At 65.8% G+C, this 20,695-nt stretch carries 19 protein-coding genes; 11 read left to right on the top strand and 8 right to left on the bottom strand.

From position 1 onward, the window contains the following. Positions 1-151: 151 nt before the first annotated feature. The 5 genes from KGQ91_RS13130 to KGQ91_RS13110 all read left to right on the top strand — a co-directional run bounded on the left by KGQ91_RS13130 (position 152) and on the right by KGQ91_RS13110 (position 4,353). The gene (locus KGQ91_RS13130; RefSeq protein ID WP_163650536.1) at positions 152-601 is read left to right on the top strand and encodes an OsmC family protein; all 450 of its coding nucleotides are present in this window, start codon (positions 152-154) and stop codon (positions 599-601) included. Between the two features lie 44 nt (positions 602-645). Beyond that, positions 646-1,428, top strand: a complete 783-nt coding sequence (locus tag KGQ91_RS13125) for an enoyl-CoA hydratase (RefSeq protein ID WP_224414804.1) — start codon at positions 646-648, stop codon at positions 1,426-1,428. A gap of 61 nt (positions 1,429-1,489) precedes the next feature. After that, on the top strand, positions 1,490-1,639 hold the full coding sequence (locus KGQ91_RS13120; protein WP_224414805.1) for a hypothetical protein: 150 nt from the start codon (positions 1,490-1,492) through the stop codon (positions 1,637-1,639). Beyond that, positions 1,636-3,276, top strand: coding sequence for an acyl-CoA synthetase (locus KGQ91_RS13115; RefSeq protein WP_224414806.1), 1,641 nt, complete (start codon positions 1,636-1,638; stop codon positions 3,274-3,276). Before KGQ91_RS13120 ends, KGQ91_RS13115 begins: the two co-directional genes overlap by 4 nt. 129 nt (positions 3,277-3,405) lie before the next feature. Further along, on the top strand, positions 3,406-4,353 hold the full coding sequence (locus KGQ91_RS13110; protein ID WP_163650538.1) for a LysR family transcriptional regulator: 948 nt from the start codon (positions 3,406-3,408) through the stop codon (positions 4,351-4,353). A gap of 85 nt (positions 4,354-4,438) precedes the next feature. Here KGQ91_RS13110 and KGQ91_RS13105 read toward each other — a convergent pair whose 3' ends face one another. The 7 genes from KGQ91_RS13105 to KGQ91_RS13075 all read right to left on the bottom strand — a co-directional run bounded on the left by KGQ91_RS13105 (position 4,439) and on the right by KGQ91_RS13075 (position 14,203). Beyond that, positions 4,439-5,341, bottom strand: a complete 903-nt coding sequence (locus KGQ91_RS13105) for a hydroxymethylglutaryl-CoA lyase (protein WP_163650539.1) — start codon at positions 5,339-5,341, stop codon at positions 4,439-4,441. A gap of 203 nt (positions 5,342-5,544) precedes the next feature. Next, the gene (locus tag KGQ91_RS13100) at positions 5,545-7,599 is read right to left on the bottom strand and encodes an acetyl/propionyl/methylcrotonyl-CoA carboxylase subunit alpha (protein WP_224421157.1); all 2,055 of its coding nucleotides are present in this window, start codon (positions 7,597-7,599) and stop codon (positions 5,545-5,547) included. After that, positions 7,596-8,417, bottom strand: coding sequence for an enoyl-CoA hydratase-related protein (locus KGQ91_RS13095; protein WP_224421416.1), 822 nt, complete (start codon positions 8,415-8,417; stop codon positions 7,596-7,598). The genes KGQ91_RS13100 and KGQ91_RS13095 overlap by 4 nt, the downstream gene beginning before the upstream one ends. 19 nt (positions 8,418-8,436) lie before the next feature. Beyond that, positions 8,437-10,044 carry a carboxyl transferase domain-containing protein gene (locus tag KGQ91_RS13090; protein WP_224421156.1) on the bottom strand — a complete coding sequence of 536 codons (1,608 nt, stop codon included), beginning with the start codon at positions 10,042-10,044 and terminating at the stop codon, positions 8,437-8,439. Between the two features lie 12 nt (positions 10,045-10,056). Beyond that, on the bottom strand, positions 10,057-11,226 hold the full coding sequence (locus KGQ91_RS13085) for an isovaleryl-CoA dehydrogenase (RefSeq protein WP_224421155.1): 1,170 nt from the start codon (positions 11,224-11,226) through the stop codon (positions 10,057-10,059). 202 nt (positions 11,227-11,428) lie between these two features. Further along, positions 11,429-12,778: a uracil-xanthine permease family protein gene (locus KGQ91_RS13080; RefSeq protein WP_163650543.1), complete on the bottom strand. Its 1,350-nt coding sequence runs from the start codon at positions 12,776-12,778 to the stop codon at positions 11,429-11,431. 69 nt (positions 12,779-12,847) lie between these two features. After that, positions 12,848-14,203 carry an 8-oxoguanine deaminase gene (locus KGQ91_RS13075; protein ID WP_224421154.1) on the bottom strand — a complete coding sequence of 452 codons (1,356 nt, stop codon included), beginning with the start codon at positions 14,201-14,203 and terminating at the stop codon, positions 12,848-12,850. Between the two features lie 255 nt (positions 14,204-14,458). On the opposite strand from KGQ91_RS13075, the gene KGQ91_RS13070 reads away from it, so the two are divergent. Together KGQ91_RS13070 and KGQ91_RS13065 are read left to right on the top strand one after the other, a co-directional pair. Beyond that, positions 14,459-14,632: a hypothetical protein gene (locus KGQ91_RS13070; RefSeq protein WP_224414813.1), complete on the top strand. Its 174-nt coding sequence runs from the start codon at positions 14,459-14,461 to the stop codon at positions 14,630-14,632. Between the two features lie 75 nt (positions 14,633-14,707). Next, positions 14,708-16,003: a D-amino acid dehydrogenase gene (locus KGQ91_RS13065; protein WP_224421153.1), complete on the top strand. Its 1,296-nt coding sequence runs from the start codon at positions 14,708-14,710 to the stop codon at positions 16,001-16,003. A gap of 233 nt (positions 16,004-16,236) precedes the next feature. Here KGQ91_RS13065 and bioA read toward each other — a convergent pair whose 3' ends face one another. Beyond that, positions 16,237-17,541 carry an adenosylmethionine--8-amino-7-oxononanoate transaminase gene (gene bioA, locus KGQ91_RS13060; protein WP_224421152.1) on the bottom strand — a complete coding sequence of 435 codons (1,305 nt, stop codon included), beginning with the start codon at positions 17,539-17,541 and terminating at the stop codon, positions 16,237-16,239. A 284-nt stretch (positions 17,542-17,825) separates the two neighbouring features. Between bioA and KGQ91_RS13055 the strand changes: the two genes are divergently transcribed. From KGQ91_RS13055 to KGQ91_RS13040, 4 genes are all read left to right on the top strand, one after another. Next, positions 17,826-18,203: a histone-like nucleoid-structuring protein, MvaT/MvaU family gene (locus KGQ91_RS13055; RefSeq protein WP_224421151.1), complete on the top strand. Its 378-nt coding sequence runs from the start codon at positions 17,826-17,828 to the stop codon at positions 18,201-18,203. 144 nt (positions 18,204-18,347) lie between these two features. Beyond that, positions 18,348-18,692 (top strand): hypothetical protein, encoded by a 345-nt coding sequence (locus KGQ91_RS13050; RefSeq protein ID WP_224421150.1) that lies wholly within the window; start codon positions 18,348-18,350, stop codon positions 18,690-18,692. Positions 18,693-18,870: 178 nt separating this feature from the next. Then, the gene (locus KGQ91_RS13045; protein ID WP_163650549.1) at positions 18,871-19,689 is read left to right on the top strand and encodes a motility protein A; all 819 of its coding nucleotides are present in this window, start codon (positions 18,871-18,873) and stop codon (positions 19,687-19,689) included. Further along, the gene (locus KGQ91_RS13040; RefSeq protein ID WP_224421149.1) at positions 19,682-20,629 is read left to right on the top strand and encodes an OmpA family protein; all 948 of its coding nucleotides are present in this window, start codon (positions 19,682-19,684) and stop codon (positions 20,627-20,629) included. Before KGQ91_RS13045 ends, KGQ91_RS13040 begins: the two co-directional genes overlap by 8 nt. Positions 20,630-20,695: the final 66 nt, after the last annotated feature.

Below are 20,695 nucleotides of genomic sequence, written 5' to 3'. Positions count from 1 at the left end.
CGTTATCTCCCGCCATGATAACGCCGCGTGGCCGGCGGCGATCTTTCCGGTGAGCTTTGCATTAGATAAGCTAATCTTACGGGTTAGCAATCGTCGTTTTACGGCTACCCTCGGATGGCATAGCCTGCGGGCATGCTCAGGAGGTATTTCTATGTCAGTCCATCAGTCCGTCATCCGTTGGCAGCGTGCTCCCCACGAAAGCGATGCAAGTACCTATTCGCGTAATCACCGGGTTACATTGAACGGTGGCCAGCAGATCGATGTTTCCGCGTCGACCGAATTCAAGGGCGATCCAGGCTGTGCCGACCCGGAGCAAATGCTGATCAGTGCGGTGTCCAGCTGCCATATGCTGTTTTTTCTGGCTATCGCCGAGTTTCAGGGTTATCAGGTCGAAGTCTATGAAGATGATCCGGTAGGCTATCTGGAGAGCAATGATAAAAAGGGGCGGGAAGTGACGCGTATCGAGCTGTCACCGCGCATCACTTTCAGTGGTGATACCATGCCGGACCAGAAGGCAATATCCCGGATGCATGCCGGGGCTCACCGGAACTGTTTTATCCGAAACTCGATCACCGCCGAGGTGACGATAAATCACCTTTAAAAATCTACTTTTGTCGCGAGGCATGTATGAGTCTCAGTCACACCATGGACGATATTCTTCTCAGGGAAGAGAGCGATGGAGCCGTCTATCTCACGCTGAATCGTCCGGACAAGTTCAACACCCTTTCCCAAGCGATGCTGATCGCGTTGCAGCGGGAGCTGGATACGCTAGCGGGCGATCCTGCTGTCCGCTGTGTGGTTATCGCCGGCAAGGGTCGTGGTTTTTGTGCCGGACACGACCTGCGGGAGATGCGTGCCAATCCCGACAAGGCCTATTACCAGGAATTGTTTCGCAGCTGCAGCCGGGTGATGCAGAGTATCGTGGCCCTGCCGGTCCCGGTCATCGCCAGGGTCCAGGGCATGGCCACGGCGGCGGGGTGCCAGTTGGTGGCCAGCTGTGACCTGGCCATCGCGGGCCGTTCTGCCAGCTTCGCGGTATCGGGCATCAATGTAGGACTGTTCTGCTCGACTCCGGCCGTCGCGCTGTCACGCAGCATCTCTCCCAAACGGGCGTTCGACATGCTGGTGTCGGGCAATTTCATCGATGCGGACACGGCTTTTGACTGGGGCCTGTTGAGCGCTGTTACCGATGACGACAACCTGGATGCTGCCGTGGCTGACAAGGTCGATCAAATACTCGGCAAGAGTCCGGCGGCGGTTCGTTTCGGAAAGTCCATGTTCCATTCCCAGCGTCAGATGGTACTGGCCGATGCCTACGATTACGCCGGCAATGTGATGGCGGAAAACATGATGAGCCCCGACGCAGGCGAGGGGATCGATGCCTTCCTCGGCAAGCGTCGACCCGTCTGGGAACAGCCTGGCCAGTAGCCAATACCTGAAACGTGCCTGCAATCGTTGATTCTTTTTGGCCACTGACGAGCAGCACGTCATGCATTTGAAAATCGAAGTAAATCCTGAAACGGCCTTGCCGTCGACATGTGTGGTGACGGCTGAAAGGCTATTGGCCCGTACCGTGGTTATGGCGGTTGAAAGCCCGGGTTATGAACCCTTCCCTAAAATAACAGGGGTTGATCCATGAACGATATTTGCCATTTCAATGAGGCTCTCGAGAAAACGGCGGCGAATCATGTGGCGCTGTCTCCCTTGAGCTTCATCAAGCGGGCTGCCGCCGTTTATCCAGACAGGACGGCGCTGATCTACAACGACACACGGTACACCTGGCGGCAGACCTATGGCCGCTGCTGCCGACTGGCCTCCCTGTTGAGACGCTTCGGCATTGGCCGCGGCGATACGGTCGCGGTCATGCTGCCGAATGTCCCGGCCATGTATGAGGCACACTTCGGGGTGCCGATGGCGGGGGCGGTATTGAATGCCATCAACATTCGCCTGGATGCGGACGCGGTAGCCTTCATCCTGGATCACAGCCGCTCACGGTTGTTGTTGGTCGATCCCGAGTATGCGGACGTGGTCGACAAGGCCCTGGACCGGCTGAAAGGTCCGGCGCCCCGAGTGATCAACGTCTCCGATCCAAGCCAGGGCGCGGAGCGTTTCGTGGGCGACCTGGAGTACGAGGCGCTTTTGGCCGAGCAGCCGGAGCAGGACGACTGGCAGCTGCCGGTCGATGAGTGGGATGCGATTGCGCTGGGGTACACCTCCGGCACCACCGGCAATCCGAAAGGGGTGGTCACCCACCATCGAGGCGCTTACCTGAATGCGGTCAGCAACGTGCTGTCCTGGACGCTGCCCGCCGAGGTGGTCTATCTCTGGACGCTACCGATGTTTCACTGCAACGGCTGGTGTTTCCCGTGGACACTGGCGGCGCTCGGCGGAACCAGCGTCTGTCTGCGTCGAGTCGATCCGGAGGTAATCCTGGACTTGATCCGGCGGCATGGGGTCACTCACTACTGTGGTGCGCCCGTCGTCCACTCGATGATCGCCGATGCCGCCGTGGCGGCGCAGCGACCGATCGACCACCCCGTGTCCGGCCTGATCGCCGGGGCGGCGCCCCCGGCGTCGGTGCTGGAGCGGATGGAGACCATCGGCATCGAGCTCACCCATGTCTATGGACTGACCGAGACTTATGGCCCGGCATCTGTGTGCGTCAAGCAGGATAGCTGGGATCAATACCCCCTGGAGGAGCGGGTCCGGCTCAACGGACGTCAGGGGGTGGCCTACCCCTTGCAGGAAAGCATGGCGGTGCTGGACCCTGTCACGCTGGAACCCGTCCCCGCCGATGGCGAGACGGTGGGCGAGATCATGTTTCGTGGCAACATCGTCATGAAGGGATACCTGCGGAACGAGGCCGCGACCCGGGAAGCCTTTGCCGGTGGCTGGTTTCACTCCGGTGATCTTGCCGTGGTGGAAGCGGATGGTTACGTCAAGATCCGTGATCGGCTCAAGGACGTGATCATCTCGGGCGGGGAGAACATCTCCTCCCTGGAAGTCGAGGAAGTCATCCAGCGGCACGATGACGTCGAACTGGCAGCGGTGGTGGCGATGGCGGACGAGAAATGGGGCGAGGTGCCCGCCGCCTTCGTCCAGCTGCGCCCCGGCAGCGAGTTGAACGAGGCGGCGTTGATCCATTTCTGCAGAGAGAACATCAGTCGCTTCAAGGTCCCCAAGAAGGTGATATTCACCCGGCTCCCGACCACCTCGACCGGCAAGATCCAGAAGTTCCAGTTGCGTCGGCAACTCGAGAGCCGTCTGCCGGCCTGAGAAGTCGCGACAGGAGGTGAGGGCCTTGAAGTGGACGGTATGGTGTGTAGCCCGGCAACAATTATAGTGGCCCTTCACCGGGTCGCTCGATCGGGCCGGTGGCCCCCGTCACTCAAGTGAGCACTGGTCATGTCACGACTTCCTCCCCTGATTGCGCTCTCCTACTTCGAGGTCGCCGCGCGAACCAGGAGCTTCGCCGCGGCGGCCAAGGAGCTCAATGTCACGCCGGCGGCGATCAGCCATCAAATCAAGGCGCTCGAGGAGTATCTCGGTGTTGATCTATTTGTCCGCCACCATCGGCGGGTCAGCCTGACGCCGGCCGCGCGTGGTGCCTTGCCGGAGTTGCATGAGGGATTCCAGACCCTGGGGCGTGCGGTCGAGAAGATCCGCTCCTACGGCGAGGAACGTCTGATCGTCACCGTGTGCGCCGAACCGCTGTTCGCCACCAAGTGGATTGTGCCGCGCCTGCACCGGTTCTATGCCCGTTGCCCCGACGCCGAAGTGAGACTGCAGGCAAGCCTGCATACGGTGGACCGGGACCGAGGAAGCGTCCTGGGCGTAGCCGATCTCAAGCGTGCCGGCATCGATGTCTCCGTGCGTCTTGGCTATGGCAACTATCCCGGCCTGGCGCCCCGGCGGTTGCTGAGCCTGGACCTGGTACCGATCTGCGCGCCGGAACTGGCCTCCACCAGGGCGGGTATCGAGTCACTGAAGGGGTTGCCGTTGCTGTGTGACGGCACCCTGTCCCGCTTGAAGGAGCCCTATGGCTGGAAGGAATGGTTCCAGCAGCAGGGGGACGATACTGGCGCCTTACGCGAACTGCGGTTCGGCAACGGGTTGCTGGCGCTGGAGGCGGCCATCGCCGGCCAGGGCGTCCTGCTCGGCAGCCGGGACCTCCACCAGGCGGAGCTGTCCGCCGGAAAGCTGGTCGTGCTGGCCGATCGCCCGCTGAACTGTGACCAGGCCTACTACGTGGTGAGCGCGGGCGAGAGCCTGGAGCGCCCCATCGCCTGTCAGTTCCGAGACTGGTTGCTGGAAGAGGCCGGCATGCTGGCCGAAAATGAAGAGAGCCGCTGACCGGCTGACCTGAGCCGACTATCCAGTGGTAGGCCCCGAGGCCCTCCTCCGGCTGACCGGGGCCGGTATCGGTAACATGGCCGCATCATCCCCTGGCGGCCAGCGCCACACCCACCTTCGATCGATTGGGTCGCCCGATGGTCCGGGTGATCCAGGTGCCGGTGTCGGCCAGGGTCTCCAGGTCGATGCCGGTTTCGATGCCGAGCCCGTGGAGCAGGTAGACCACGTCCTCGCTCGCGACGTTGCCGGAGGCGCCCCTGGCGTAGGGGCAGCCGCCGAGGCCGGCGACGGAGCTGTCGATGACGGCGATGCCTTCCTCGAGCACGGCGTAGAGGTTGGCGAGTGCCTGGCCGTAGGTGTCATGGAAGTGAGCGGCGAGCCTGTCCATCGGCATGTCGCGGGCTACGGACTCCAGCATGCGTCTGGCCTTGAGCGGGGTGCCGGTGCCGATGGTGTCGCCGAGCGAGACCTCGTAGCAGCCCATCTCATGCAGCGCCTTCGAGACTTCCGCCACCTTGCTTGGCGCGATCTCGCCTTCATAGGGGCAGCCGAGCACGCAGGAGACGTAGCCGCGCACGCGCACATCGGCCTGTCTGGCGCGTTCCAGCACCGGCTCGAAACGTGCCAGCGATTCGGCAATCGAGCAGTTGATGTTCTTCTGCGAAAAGCTCTCGCTGGCGGCGGCGAACACGGCGACCTCTTCGACGCCGCCTTCCAGTGCGGCTTCCAGCCCCTTGAGGTTGGGGGTGAGGGCGGAGTACACCACCCCCGGGCGACGGGCTAGGCCGGTCATCACCTCGCGATGATCGGCCATCTGCGGCACCCATTTGGGCGAAACGAAGCTCGCTGCTTCGATGTGCCGCAGGCCCGCCACGCCCAGCCGGTCGATCAGTTCCAGCTTGGTGGCGGTGCTGATCGGTTCGGGTTCGTTCTGCAGGCCGTCGCGGGGTCCGACCTCGACCAGCCTGACGGATTGGGGAAAGGGCATTGGGACCTCCTGGTGGCAAGATGCGGGTGATGACTCCACGCAACGCGTTGCAACGCGACTGAAGTCGCTCCCGCCGTTCGGCCCGGCACCCCAGGCTTGTCGTGGGAGGGCATTCACCCCCGACGGCAAGGGCCCGGAGGCCGGTTCATCGCGACTGAAGTCGCTCCCGCAATTTGCTCCTGCGAGCCCGGGGACTCCTCGGGCTACTCTTCGGCGGTGAAATTCAGCAGCACATCGCCCTGACCGACAGTATCGCCGCCCTGGAAGTGGAAACTCTCGACGTGGCCGTCGGCGGGGGCGCTCAGGGTGTGCTCCATCTTCATCGCTTCCATCACCATCAGCGGGGTGCCCTTGTCGACGCGCTGGCCCGGCTCGACCAGCAGCGCCACCACGGTGCCGTGCATGGGCGCGGCGAGGGTGGCGTCGACCTCGTGGTGGCCGTGGTCGACGCCATCGAGCCGCCGCCAGGCGAGGCGCACTTCGCCGTGGGCATCGCCGAGGATCAGACGGTCGCCATCGGCGGCGCGCTCGTGGCGCGCCAGGTAGCGGCGACGGTAGCCGTCGAGGGTGATTGCCACGGCGTCGCCTTCGAGCCGTTGCAAGTGTCCCTGAAAGCGCTCGCCGTTGACGCTCAGGTGCCAGTCGTCGCCGGCGTTCGGTCGTTCGGCGCGCACGGTGACGACGGCGGCGCTGTCGCCGGCGTCCGCGGCGTGGGCCGGGTCGGTCAGGGCGATGCGCACCTGCCGCGGCGCGTTGAGCCGCCAGCCATCGCGACGCGCCCAGGGAGCGTCGCTGGCTTCACCCTGCAGGTGATCGAGCGCCTGCAACGCGACCTGTGCGTAGGTGGCGGCGTCGGGCGAGCGAACTGCAAAGAGATCGTCGTGGTGATGCTCGATGAAGCGGGTGTCGAGCTCGGCGCGTTGAAAGGCGGGGTGGCCGGCCAGGCGCTGCAGGAAGGCGCGGTTGGTGGTCACGCCGACCACGTCGAGCGCCGCCAGGGCGCGATTGAGGGTCGCCAGCGCCTGATCGCGGTCGTCGCCGTGAACGATCAGCTTGGCGAGCATCGGGTCGTAGTGCATCGAGACCGCATCACCGGCATCGACGCCGCTGTCCAGCCGCACCCGGTCGGCATCCAGCGCGGCGCCGGTCAGGTCGAGGCCGAAGCGTTCCAGCGTACCGGTCGCCGGCAGGAAGTCCTGCGCCGGGTCCTCGGCGTAGAGGCGGGCCTCGAACGCATGGCCGCTGATGGCGAGTTCATCCTGCGCCCTGGGCAGCGGCAGGCCGGCGGCGACGGCGAGCTGCCATTCGACCAGGTCCTCGCCGGTGATCATCTCGGTGACCGGGTGCTCGACCTGCAGGCGGGTGTTCATTTCCATGAAGTAGAAACGGCCATCGGCATCCAGCAGGAACTCGACGGTGCCGGCGCCGACGTAGCCGATCTCGCGGGCGGCACGCACGGCAGCCTCGCCCATCTCGCGGCGCAGTGGCTCGGTCATGCCCGGCGCGGGGGCCTCCTCGAGCACCTTCTGGTGGCGGCGCTGCACCGAGCAGTCGCGCTCGAACAGGTAGACGCCGTCGCCCTGGCTGTCGCAGAACACCTGGACCTCGACGTGGCGCGGCCGGGTCAGGTATTTCTCGATCAGCATGCGGTCGTCGCCGAACGCCGCCTTCGACTCGCGGCGGCAGCCGTCCAGCGCGGCCTGGAAGTCGCCGCTGGACTCGACCACGCGCATGCCCTTGCCGCCGCCGCCGGCGCTGGCCTTGAGCAGCACCGGGTAGCCGATGCGTTCGGCCTCGGCCCTGAGGTGGTCGTCGTCCTGATCGTCGCCATGATAGCCGGGCACCAGCGGCACGCCGGCGGTCTCCATGCGCGCCTTGGCGGCGGACTTGTCGCCCATGGCGGCGATCGCCGAGGCCGGGGGGCCGACGAAGGCGATGCCGGCGTGTTCGCAGGCGGCGACGAACTCGGCGTTCTCGGAGAGGAAGCCGTAGCCCGGGTGGATGGCGTCGGCGCCGGTGCGCCGGGCGGCGTCGATCACGGCGTCGATGTCGAGGTAACTCTCACGGGCCGGCGCGGGGCCCAGCCGTACCGCTTCATCGGCCTCGCGGACATGGCGGGCGTTGGCGTCGGCATCGGAATAGACGGCGATGCTTCTCAGCCCCAGGCGGCGGGCGGTGCGGATCACCCGGCAGGCGATCTCGCCGCGATTGGCGATGAGGACCGAGCCCAGCGGGCGGGGTGCATTGGCGAGACTCATGAGCGGGATTCCTTGTCGTCGTCGCCGGCCGGTCGCCAGGCGGGGGTGCGTTTGTCGAAGAAGGCGGCCAGACCCTCCTGCCCTTCATCGCCGACGCGCAGTTCGCTGATCACCCGACAGGTGGTCTCGCGGGTGGCGTCGCTGTCGGGCGCGCGGGCCACCTCGGCGAGCAGGGCCTTGGTGGCGCGCTGTGCCCGGGGCGAAGCCTCGAGGAGGCGGGCGACGCAGTGCTCGACACGCTCGTCGAGTTCGTGGCTGCCGGCGACCTCGTGGACCAGGCCCAGCGTCTGCGCGGTGGTGGCGTCCATGACCTCGGCGGTCAGCGCGAAGCGGCGCATCTGGCGGCTGCCGATGGCGCGCTGCACATAGGGACTGATCACCGCCGGCGAGAGGCCGATCCTGACCTCGGAGAGACAGAAGCGTGCGGCCTCCGAGGCGACGACGATGTCGCAGCATGCCGCCAGTCCCACCGCGCCGCCATAGGCGGCACCCTGCACGCGGCACAGCGTGGGGCAGGGCAGGCTGTCGATGCGTTGCATCAGGCGCGCCAGCTCCCGGGAATCGGCCAGGTTGTCGTCGACACTGTAGTCGACCATGCGCTTCATCCAGTTCAGGTCGGCGCCGGCGGAGAAGTGCTTGCCCTCGGAACCGAGTACCATCACCCGCACCTCGCCATGCTCGGCGGCGTCATGCAGGCGGTCGAGATGAGCGTTGAGCTCGCCGATCAGGGCATCGTCGAAGGCGTTGTGGACGTCGGGCCTGGCGAGCCTCAGCCAGGCGACGCCGCGGATATCGATGTCGAGACGGGAATAGCGGATTGCGTCTGTCATGGCGTCCTCACATGCGGAACACGCCGAAGCGTGTCTCTTCGACTTCGGCATTCATCGCCGCCGCCAGCGCCAGGCCGATCACGTCGCGGGTCTGCAGCGGATCGATCACGCCGTCGTCCCACAGCCGCGCACTGGCATAGAACGGGTGGCCCTGGCGTTCGTACTGGTCGCGGATCGGCGCCTTGAAGGTGCTCTCGTCGTCCTCGCTCCAGGTCTCGCCGCTGCGATCGAACTGATCGCGCTTGACCTGGGCCAGCACGTTGGCCGCCTGCTCGCCGCCCATCACCGAGATACGCGCGTTGGGCCACATGAACAGCAGGTTGGGGTCGTAGGCGCGTCCGCACATGCCGTAGTTGCCGGCGCCGAAGCTGCCGCCGATCAGCACCGTGAACTTGGGCACCTTGGCGCAGGCCACGGCGGTGACCAGCTTGGCGCCGTGCTTGGCGATGCCTTCCTGCTCATACTTGGAGCCGACCATGAAGCCGGTGATGTTCTGCAGGAAGATCAGCGGAATCTTGCGCTGGGCGCAGAGTTCGATGAAGTGCGCGCCCTTGACGGCGGATTCCGAGAACAGCACGCCGTTGTTGGCGATGATGCCCACCGGATGGCCGCACCAGTGGGCGAAGCCGGTGACCAGGGTGTCGCCGTAGTAGCGCTTGAACTCGTCGAAGTCGGAGTCGTCGACCAGCCGCGCGATGACTTCACGCACGTCATAGGGCTTCTTGAGGTCGGTGCCGACGATGCCGTAGAGCTCGTCCGGGTCGAGCCGCGGCGGGCGCGATTCGCGCATCGCCAGCGCGCCGCGCTTCTGCCAGTTCAGCCGCGATACCGCGCGGCGGGCGAGCTGCAGGGCGTGGGCGTCGTTGTCGGCGTAATGGTCGGCCACGCCGCTGACCTTGGCGTGGACGTCGGCGCCGCCCAGGTCCTCGGCGCTGATCGTCTCGCCGGTGGCGGCCTTCACCAGCGGCGGACCGCCGAGGAAGATCGTGCCCTGGTTGCGCACGATGATCGACTCGTCGGCCATTGCCGGCACGTAGGCGCCGCCGGCGGTGCACGAGCCCATCACCACGGCGATCTGCGGGATGCCTTCGGCGGAGAGCGTGGCCTGGTTGTAGAAGATGCGCCCGAAGTGGTCGCGGTCGGGGAACACCTCGTCCTGATGAGGCAGGTGGGCGCCGCCGGAGTCGACCAGGTAGAGGCACGGCAGGCGGTGCTTGCGGGCGATCTCCTGGGCGCGCAGGTGCTTCTTCACGGTCAGCGGGAAATAGGTGCCGCCCTTGACCGTGGCGTCGTTGGCGACGATCACGCACTCGACCCCCGACACCCGGCCGATACCGGCCACCACGCCGGCGGCGGGCACTTCGGTGCCGTAGACCTCATGGGCGGCCAGCGCGCCGATCTCGAGAAACGGCGCGCCCTCGTCGAGCAGGTGGTCGATGCGGTCGCGCACGAACAGCTTGCCGCGCGACTCGTGGCGCTCGCGGGCCTTGTCGCCGCCGCCCCGGACGATCGATGCGGTCAGCTCGTGCAGCTTGCCGACCTCGGCGCGCATTGCCGCGTCGTTGGCCTGGAAAGCCTCGGTGCGCGGGTTGATCTGGGTCGTCAGGATAGCCATGTCTCGTCGCCCTTATGCTGACTCGTTGAAGAGTTCACGACCGATCAGCATGCGGCGAATCTCGCTGGTGCCGGCACCGATCTCGTAGAGCTTGGCATCGCGCAGCAGGCGCCCGGTGGGGTATTCGTTGATGTAACCGTTGCCACCGAGCAGCTGGATGGCATCCAGTGCGACCTGGGTGGCCTTCTCGGCGCAGTAGAGGATCACGCCGGCGGCATCCTTGCGCGAGCTGCGACCACGGTCGCAGGCGCCGGCCACGGCGTAGAGATAGGCGCGGCAGGCATTCAGCGTGGTGAGCATGTCGGCCACCTTGCCCTGGACCAGCTGGAACTCGCCGATCGACTGGCCGAACTGCTTGCGCTCGTGAAGGTAGGGCACCACCACGTCCATGGCCGCCTGCATGATGCCGATGGGCCCGGCGGCGAGCACGGTGCGCTCGTAGTCCAGGCCGCTCATCAGCACCCTGGCGCCACGATTCTCCTCGCCGAGTACGTTCTCCGCGGGGACCTCGCAGTCCTCGAACACCAGTTCGCAGGTGTTGGAGCCGCGCATGCCCAGCTTGTCGAGCTTCTGGGCGGTGGAGAAACCGGCAAAGTCCTTTTCGATGATGAACGCCGTGATGCCCCTGGAGCCGGCCTCGGGGTTGGTCTTGGCATAGACCACCAGCACGTGGGCATCGGGGCCGTTGGTGATCCACATCTTGTTGCCGTTGAGCACGTAGGTGTCGCCGCGCTTCTCGGCGCGAAGCTTCATCGATACCACGTCGGAGCCGGCGCCGGGCTCGGACATCGCCAGTGCGCCGACATGCTCGCCGCTGATCAGCCCGGGCAGGTACTTTGCCTTCTGGGCGGCATTGCCGTTGAGCTTGATCTGGTTGACGCACAGGTTGGAGTGCGCGCCATAGGAAAGCCCCACCGAGGCGCTGGCCCGCGAGATCTCCTCCATGGCGATGCAGTGGGCGAGATAGCCCATGCCGCTGCCGCCGTCTTCCTCCGGTACGGTGATGCCGAGCAGGCCCATGTCGCCGAACTTCTGCCACAGGTCACTGGGGAAGACGTTGTCGTGGTCGATCTGCGCGGCCCGCGGGGCGATCTCGTCACGGGCGAAGGCGTTGACATGATCGCGCAGCATGTTCAGTTCGTCGGGAAGGCCGAAGTCGAGCGGAGTGTAGGGGGCGTGCATGGCGATGTGTCTCCTGAACCGGGTGGCTTCGCGGGTCGGCGTGGCGCGAGCTGGCCACGGGCTGTCCGTCATGCAGGGCAGCATAGAAAGGGTTTACGTTAACGTAAAGTAGAGCTTTGGTCGCAGACGGGCGTTACACACAGAAACCCCGGCACGAGCGTGCCGGGGCGCAGGGGGAGAGGGGAAGGCGAGGGAGGGATCGTCAGACGTTCTGGCGCATCGGTCGCTCGCCGTGGGGCAGGACCAGGTTGAGCACGATGGCCACCAGGGCTCCGGGAATCAGCCCGGAATCGATGATCGCCGCCAGGTTGTCCGACAGCCCCGAATACAGGCCTTCCTGGGCGGGCAGGCCCAGCGCGGTGGCCAGGGCCATGGCCATGATCAGCATGTTGCGCCTGTTGAACTCGATGCCGCTGAGCATCTTGATGCCGGCACTGGCGATCATGCCGAACATGATCACCACGGCGCCGCCGAGGACCGAGTTGGGAATGCCCGAGATGATCGCGCCCAGCTTGGGCAGCAGCCCGGCGATGACCAGGAAGAGCCCGCCGATGGCGACCACGAAGCGGCTGATCACCCCGGTCAGGGCGACGATGCCGACGTTCTGGCTGAAGCTGATCTGCGGGTAGGCGTTGAAGATCGCCGCGAAGACGCTCGACAGGCCGTCGGCCATGACGCCGCCGGAGAGTTCCTTGTGAGTGGGCTCGCGGTTGGCACCGCCGACCGTGGTGCCGACGATATCGCCGATCGATTCGGCGCAGGTGACCACCGCCAGCAGCACCACCGGCAGGATGGCGGACAGGTGGAACTCCACGCCGATGGCGAAGGGCACCGGCAGCGAGAACCAGGCGGCGGATTGCAGGCCGGAAAAGTCCACGTAGCCGAAAGCCAGCGCCGCCACGAAACCGGTGACCAGGCCCAGCAGTGGCGACATTTCCGACCAGATGCCGCGGCCGAACTGGTGAAAGCCGATGGTCACGACCAGCACCAGGGCGGCCAGCAGCCAGTGGTGCAGGGCCCCGAAGTCCGCGGCGCCGAAGCCGCCACCGATATAGGCGAAGCCGACCGGCATCAGCAGGGTGCCGATCATGATCACGAAAGTGCCGGTGACCACCGGCGGAAACAAGAAGCGCACATAGGGTAGAAACAGCCCCACCAGTGCCATGGCCACGCCCCCGCACAGGGCGGCTCCCAGGGCCGTGGGCACGCCCATGCCCACGGCGATGGGGATGAGCACCGGCACGAAGCCGAAACTGGTGCCCATGACGATCGGCAGCCGGGCCCCGATGGGGCCGAGCCCCAGCGACTGGACGAGGGTGGCGACCCCGGCGACGAACATCGCCGCCTGGATCATCAGCGTGGTCTGGGCCTCGGACAGGTCGGCGGCCCCGGCGATGATGATCGGCACGGTGACGTTGCTGACGAACATCGCCAGCACGTGCTGAATACCCAGCGGTATGGCCCGCCCCAGCGGCGGCATGGCGTTGACGTCATGGGTGCTGCGCACGCTCGGCGGAGCCTCCTGCATGGATTGCTCGGAAGCGGTGGTCATGGTGTGTCTCTCCTTGCCTTGCTTGTTGTTGTTGAGGGGGATGAGCGATGCCACACCGCGGCATCGGGGTTACAGGGCGTGCCGCAGGCGCCTGGCGGCAGCGTCGTGCCGGGCCATGAGCGCCTCCAGATCGATGCCGCGGGGCATGCCGTCGGTGACCCGCCAGTGGCCGGCGACCATCACCCGGTCGGCCCGGTGCGCACCGCACAGCAGCAGCGCGGCCAGCGGATTCTCGGCGCCCGAGAAGCGCGCTTCATCGAGCCGGAACAGGGCCAGGTCGGCCTGCTGGCCCGGCGCCAGCCCGCCGATGTCGGTGCGCCCCAGGCAGCGGGCCGAGCCCTGGGTGGCCCAGCGGATCACCGTCTGATGGGACAACGTCTCGGGCGAGTAGCGCAGCCGGCCCAGCAGCAGGGCCTGACGCATTTCCTCGGCGAGATTGGAGTGGTCGTTGGAGGCGGAGCCGTCCACGGCCAGGCCCACCGGGGCGCCGGCTGCCTCCAGCTCCAGCGTGCGGCACAGCCCGGAGCCGAGCACCATGTTCGAGGACGGGCAGTGGGCGATGCCGGTGCCGGCGCGGCCCAGTCGCGCGATCTCGTCGTCGTCGAAGTGGATGCCGTGGGCGAGCCAGGTGCGATCGCTCAGCCAGCCGCAGGCGTCCAGATAGTCGAGCGGGCGCATGCCGAACTGACGCCGGCAGAAATCGGTTTCGTCTTCGGTCTCGGCGAGGTGGGTATGCAGGCGCACGCCGTTGGTCTCGGCCAGACGGGCAGTGGCTTCCATCAGCTCGCGGTTTACCGAAAAGGGCGAGCAGGGCGCCAGGGCGAGATGGATCATCGCGCCGTCCCCGGGCTCGTGATAGCGGTCGATGAGACGCTGGCTGTCGTCGAGGATGGTGGTTTCGTCCTGCACCACGGACTGGGGCGGCAGGCCGCCGTCATCCCGGCCCAGGCTCATGGAGCCGCGGGTGAGCGTGGCGCGCACACCCAGCCTCCGGGCGGTCTCGACCTGGATGTCGATGGCGTGGGTCAACGCGCCCGAGAAGACATAGTGATGGTCGGCCACCGTGGTGCAGCCGGACATCAGAAGCTCGACCATCGCCAGCTCGCTGGCCAGTGCCAGTTGCGCCTCGTCGAGATTCGCCCAGACGTCGTAGAGAGAGGTCAGCCAGGGAAACAGCGGCTTGTCGAGTGCCGGTGAGTAGGCGCGGGTCAGGGTCTGGTAGAAATGGTGGTGGGTATTGACCAGCCCGGGCAGCAGCACATGGGCCGAGGCGTCGAAGACCTCGTCGACGTGGGCGTCGGGCCGGTGCCCGGCAGGCACCGCTTCGATGATTCGCTGCCCCTGGACAACCACGCCACCGGCAGCGGCGTCGTCGCTGCAGGCCAGTGGATGACGAATCCAGAGAGTGCGCTGTGTCTCGGTCATATCGGTCTCCTCGGCCAATGACGCCACACCCCCTTGACCGATCAAGGGTTACCCACGCGAGGGTGGTTCAGGTGCCTGTCCGATGCCGGAGATGTTTTGTGTACTATTGTTGTATACCAAAATTGTCCACACGGCATGGCCTTGTCAACCCTTTCCTGTGTCCTTTGTGCTGTCGCCGTCACGCGACTTATGGTGAGGGACGATTTTCGCTAAGCTTCAGGCATGAAACGACCCCTGAGAACGAAGGAGAAACCCATGATGATCCGTGCCCTCGGGCTGCTGCTGGTGGGGCTGGTGCTGGCGGGGTGCAGTTACACGCCGGCCCGTATCGACCCGGAACCGATCGTCGAGATCGGCGATGGCCATCACGATCATGACCGTGGCGGCGATTTCTGCCCGCCCGGCCAGGCGAAGAAGGGCAACTGCTGAACTGGCGATGACGGCTGCCAGTGAACCGTCGGCGCCGGCCTGACGGCAAGCACGAGGCGATGGACGGGAGGTGTCATGCATGTGGTGGTGATTGGCGGGGGTGTCGTCGGCGTGACCACCGCCCAGGCGCTCGTCGCGCGCGGGCATCGTGTCACCGTCATCGAGCGCTGCGCCGACGTGGGGCTGGAGACCAGCCGCGCCAACGCCGGGCAGCGTTCCTACGGCTATGTCTCGCCCTGGGCCTCGCCGACGATGGTCCGCAAGGCGCTGCCCTGGCTGCTCCAGGCCGACGGGCCCTTCAAGCTGCACCTGCCGCCCTCGCTGCGTACCCTGCGCTTTCTGTTCGCGACCTGGCGCTTCGCCCAGGCGAGCGATCGGTACGAACGCAACAAGCGGGCCATGCTGCGCCTCGGCGCCTACAGCCGCCAGTGCTTTCAGGCCCTCGAGGTGCGACACGACCTGGCCTTCGACGGCGCTCAGGGCGGCCTGATCGATCTCGCCAGCGACACGGCGGCAGCCGACGGCCTCAAGGCAACGGCCGGTCTGCTCAGCGAACTGGATATCGACCATCAGTGGCTGACGCCGGCGCAGTTGCGCGAGCATGAGCCGGGGCTGTGCGGCGAGGCGCCGCTGGTCGGGGCGTTGCGCCTGCCCGATGACGGCACCGGCGACTGTCACCGTTTCACCCGAGCCCTGGCCGACTGCTGTCGTGACGCGGGCGTGACCTTTCGTTGCCGGACGGAGGTGACGGATCTGGTGCGCCGTGACGGGCTGATCCAGGCACTGGTGCTGGCGCCGGTCGGGGACGGGGAAAAGGGTGGCGCCGGCGGGGCGACGGAAATCCTCGAGGCCGATGCCGTGGTGATGTGCGCCGGCTGCCTGTCCCGCCCGCTGGCCGCGACGCTGGGTATCGAGGTGCCGATCTATCCGGTGAAGGGCTATTCCCTGACCGTCGATGTGGCCGATCCGTCACGCGCCCCGCGTTCCACTGTCATCGATGACCGCTACAAGGTCGTGGCCACGCGGCTCGGCGAGCGGCTGCGCGTCACCGGCTTCGTCGAGCTGGCCGACTTCGACCGCCGCATCCCCGCCGCGAGGCTGGCGACGCTGCGCCGGGCCGTGGAATCGCGCTTTCCCGGCGCCGCCGATCTGGCGCAGGCCGAACCCTGGACCGGGTTTCGGCCCATGACCCCGGACGGGCCGCCTGTCATCGGTCAGCTGCGGCGCGACAACCTCTACTTCAACACCGGCCATGGTACCTTCGGCTGGACCCTGTCGGCAGGCAGCGCCGAGCTGATCGCGCAGGTGATCGATGACGAGAGTCCTGCCCTCGCGCTCGATGCCTTCGCACCGGGGCGTTTCATGCATTGACGCGGTAGAAAGAGGCCACGGCAGCTACCGTGGCGCGAAGATGTGCCTCCCTGCGCGGCCGGTCCCTGCCGCATGGCTCCTCGGGCGCCTCCTGCGCCGATGCATCCCTGGCTGGCGTCGGGCAGTGTCCCTTGCCGTCGCGAGATGGTCTGCGCCATCCCGAGCCCGATGATCGCGGCCGGCGATGTCAGGTGCGTGACGGTTGGCGGACAACGCCGTGACAGATGCCGGCCTCATGGCAACGTGGCGTCTCGTGCCTCCAGAAACCAAGCCTTCATCGTGGTGGTGATCGCACGCAGTTCGTCGTCGCGGGTGATATAGGCGGGCATGGTATAGAGCCAGCGGCCGAAGGGGCGCAGCCAGATGCCGCGTTGCCGGGCAAAGGCCTGCACACCGTCGAGGTCGGCGGCATCGCTGACCTCGATGACCGCCGTGGCGCCCAGTACGCGCACATCGGCGACGCGCGGGTCCCGGTGCAGGGCGTCGTCCTCCATGAGTTCCTCCCGCAGGAGCGCATTGAGGGCGGCGATCCTGCCCAGGTAGTCCTCCTCCTCGAACACGGCGAGACTTTCCAGGGCGACACGGCAGGCCAGCGGATTGCCCATGAAGGTCGGCCCGTGCATGAAGGCGTGATCGGGATCGTCGCTCAGGAAGGCGGCGAAGACCTCCCCGGTGGCCAGGGTGGCGGCGTGACCCAGATAGCCGCCGGTCAGCCCCTTGGAGAGGACCATGATGTCGGGCGTCACCCCGGCGTGCTCGGCGGCGAACAGCTTGCCGGTGCGGCCGAAGCCGGTGGCGACCTCGTCGAAGATCAGCAGCACGCCGAATTCATCGCACAGCGCGCGTGCCGCCCTGACGTACTCGGGGGACGTCATGTTCAGCCCGCCCGCCGCCTGCAGCAGTGGTTCCATCAGCAGGGCGGCGATCTCCTGGTGATGCTGCTCGAGCACGCCCCGCAATGCCGCGATATCCCCGGCGACAGCCTCGGGCGGGGCGTCGAACGGCGCCGTCGGTGCCGGTGCGAAGTGATGGGTGGGCAGGAAGCCGGCAAACAGCGAGTGCATGCCTTCCTCGGGATCGCAGACGGCCATGCAGCCGCTGGTATCGCCGTGGTAGGCGCGCATCAGCGACAGCATGCGGTGCCTGCCGGGGCGGCCGCGCTGAACCTGATATTGCACGGCCATCTTCATGGCGACCTCCATGCCCACCGAGCCGCTGTCGGAAAAGAAGACATGCTCGAGCCCCGGCGGCGTGATGCGTACCAGGGCATCCGCCAGCGCCTGTGCTGGCTCGTGCGTCAATCCGCCGAGCATGACGTGGCACAGTTGATCGGCCTGTTCCTTGAGCGCGCGGGTCAGGCGCGGGTGGCCGTAGCCATGAATCATGCACCACCAGGAGCAGGTGGCATCGATGAGTGACTCGCCGCCGGCCAGATGAAAGCGCGCTCCGTCGCCACCGACCACCTGCGGGGCCGGAGGCTGGGTCTGCATCTGGGCATACGGGTGCCAGAGCGAAGAGGAAGATAGCGTCGGCTGCATTCTGTTAACCTTGAAAAATAAAAAGGTTTACTATGATAGGGTGGCGAGGGCCGGCTTGTCCAAGCCGGTGGCGGGCAGGGGAGGGTGAGCCGAAATAACGGGTCGCCGTCTTTTCGCTTGCTGTTGAAATCGGTCGTAGCGATTAATTGGTTAATCTTTTCTTAAATTGCATTAGCGCGCACCGGTGTTTGCAGAGTTGTTCCGTATATGGACTTGGCATAATGAATAAAACAACGGATAATGCGCAGCGCATCCCCTATCCCGAAATCCCGAGGTGCAAGATAATGTCCCTGTTAAGCGAATACATGAAAAAGGAACAGCTGCTCAAGCAGATCTCCGAGGAGTTGAAGCAGCTGGAAGGCGATGACCGTCTCAAGAGCGAGTTGCAGTTCAAGGAACGCCTCGAGGCCCTGATGGCGGAGTTCGACAAGTCTCCGCGCGACGTGATCGACATGCTGGATCCGAAGCCGCAGGCGTCTGCAACGGTTGCACAGCCCAAGAGCAGTGGCGGTCGCCGCAAGCGCAAGCTGAAGATCTACAAGAACCCGCATACCGGTGAAGTCGTCGAGACTCGCGGCGGCAACCAGAAGACACTGAAAGCCTGGAAGGACGAGCATGGTACCAGGACCGTGGAGTCCTGGCTGGTGCGTACCGAGGACTGATACTCCCGATTCTCGTGGCGTTGGCCCGTTGCCTTCGGTGAGGGCCGGCGCTGCCGTGATGCGTGGTGATGTCGCAGTGCCGTGTTTTCATTCTGTCTGACTTGGGCTACCATGCCTTTCCCTCCTTGTCATGCATGAACGCCCGTGGATCACGTAACGGGTGAGTTTCTTTATCGTCGTGGCATGTCGCGACAAGGAGCATCGAAGACCGGCCTGTTCCGATGGCCCTGCAACAGTCAACCTATGAAAAACTACGGTTCGAAAAAGCCCGCCCAGCTCAGCGAGCGCGAGAAGTTGCGCAAGTTCAGTGAACTTGATGATGCCTTTGCCAGGGCATTGCGCGAACTGGATGCCCCCGACTCCCGTCAGGGGGAAAGTCCGTCGGAGGATTTCGAGCAGCGTCTGCGTACCCTCATGGCTGACTTTCACCAGTCCGAGGACAGCGTGCGAAACATGTTGTCGCTCATGCTGAACAACGAAGCCGGCTGATCCTGTCGCATGTTTGGGGCCATCGCTTCGCCCCGTGGCGATTGTGGCTCATCGCCGTCTCGCGTCGGCAGCAACAAGCCTTGAAGAGTGGCGCCCGGGCGTCGCTTTTCAAGGCTTTGCCATACGGGGGCGACGTTAGGATGGCAGCTTCACCGAATCCATCGACAGTCGATCCCCCATGAACGCCTCCACTTTCATCGGCATTATCGCCAGCGTCCTGCTTCTGGCCTGCGTGGTTCTGCTGAGTGCCGATTCAGCCATGAGCTTCGTCAACCTGCCGGGGCTGATCATCGTGCTGGCCGGTACCCTGGCCGCCACCTTCATCAGCTATCCCCTTCGCGAGGTCGTGCGTGTCGTGCGGCTGGTGCTGGTGGTCTTTCGTCGCGAGGATGATTACGCCGAGGAGGACATTCAGGAACTGGTCGCCATGGCGCGATTGTGGTTCAAGGGGGACATCCGCGCGGTGGAGAACGCGCTGGAGGAGACTCGCAACCCGTTCCTGCGCACCGGTGTGCAGCTGGTCATCGACAATACCCGCGAGGAGGAGGTCATCGATCTGCTGCACTGGCGTATCGCGCGTCTCAAGGCGCGCGAGCTGGCCGAGGCGCAGATCTTCCGGACCATGGCGGCCTATGCGCCGGCCTTCGGCATGATCGGCACCCTGGTGGGACTGGTCGACATGCTCGACGTGATGCAGGTCGGCGATATCGCCACCATCGGCTCGCGCATGGCGGTGGCGCTGCTGTCCACCCTCTACGGGATCCTGCTGGCCAACCTGGTGTGCAAGCCGATCGCCGTCAAGCTGGAGCGTCGTACCGAGCAGCGGCTGATCGCCATGAACATGGTCATGGAAGGCGTATCGCTGATCGCCCGGCGTCGCGTCCCGTCCTTCATCGAGGAAACCCTCAAGTCGTTCGTGGCCGCGCCGCCGGACGAGATTCGCGAGACCCTGCCGAGATCCGCTCGCGAGAAGCGGGGTGCCGCCGTCAATGCTTGACGTGCCGAGGCACCGCAGTCGTCGGGAGCGCCTGCTGTCGGTGCGCCACGAGGGGCGCGACGGCGAGGGATGGATGATCAGCTACATCGACATCATGACCCTGCTGGTCACGCTGTTCGTGCTGCTGCTGACGCTCAGTGGCAAGTTCGGTGTGCTGTCCGCCGTGGCCCGCGATGTGGTGAGCGATGGAGTGTCCGTGCCGGCTGTGCAGGTGAGCGAAGCGGCGGCGCGGGCGGCGGCGGCCGTGCAGGCCGCGCCGGCGGTCACCTCGCCACGCTTTCCGCTCGAGACGAACCGGATGACCGGGGTTCGGGTATCGGCCCTGCTGGCGCCGCCACGCCTGACGCCGGTGGCGCTGGCCAGTGCCCGGCTGGTTGCCGGTCCCATGCTGTCGCCTGTCGGTACATCGCCGCCCAGGCTGTCAGATGCCGCCATCGCCGCCGCCGAACGGCTGTCGGTGGCATCGCCTGTCCGGCTCGATCCGGCGGCCAGAGACGCCGCGCTGCGTGTCGCCGAGGCGGCATCGCGTCCGCTGCCCGTCATCAATGGGGTCGAGGTGTCGCGGGTCAAGGGGGGCATCAACCTGCGCATCCAGGATCATCTGCTGTTCGGATCCGGCGATGCCGCGCTCACCGGGGGCGGGCGCGAGATGATCAATCAGCTGGTGGCGATTCTCCAGCGCTACGACGGCGAGATTTCGGTCGAGGGCCATACCGACAGCGTGCCCATCGACACGCCGCGGTTTCCCTCGAACTGGGAGCTGTCGAGCGCCCGGGCCACGGCCATTCTGCGTTACCTGGTCCAGGCCGGTGTCGACCCCGACCGCCTGCGCGCCGTCGGCTACGCTGACACTCGGCCGCTGCAGAGCAACCGTTCCGCCGCAGGACGAGCGGCCAACCGCCGGGTCGAGGTCATCATTCATGCCCCGGAAGCGCATTGAATGCGGTATCATGAATAAAACCAGTGAATCATCGTCCCGTTATCGGGCAATCCACGAGATTGTGGC

Origin of the sequence: Modicisalibacter tunisiensis (assembly GCF_020148005.1) — a bacterium.
In the GTDB taxonomy this organism is placed as follows: Bacteria; Pseudomonadota; Gammaproteobacteria; order Pseudomonadales; family Halomonadaceae; genus Modicisalibacter; species Modicisalibacter tunisiensis.
The sequence above is the reverse complement of the archived record's forward strand: the minus strand, read 5'-3'. Positions and strand labels throughout refer to the sequence as shown.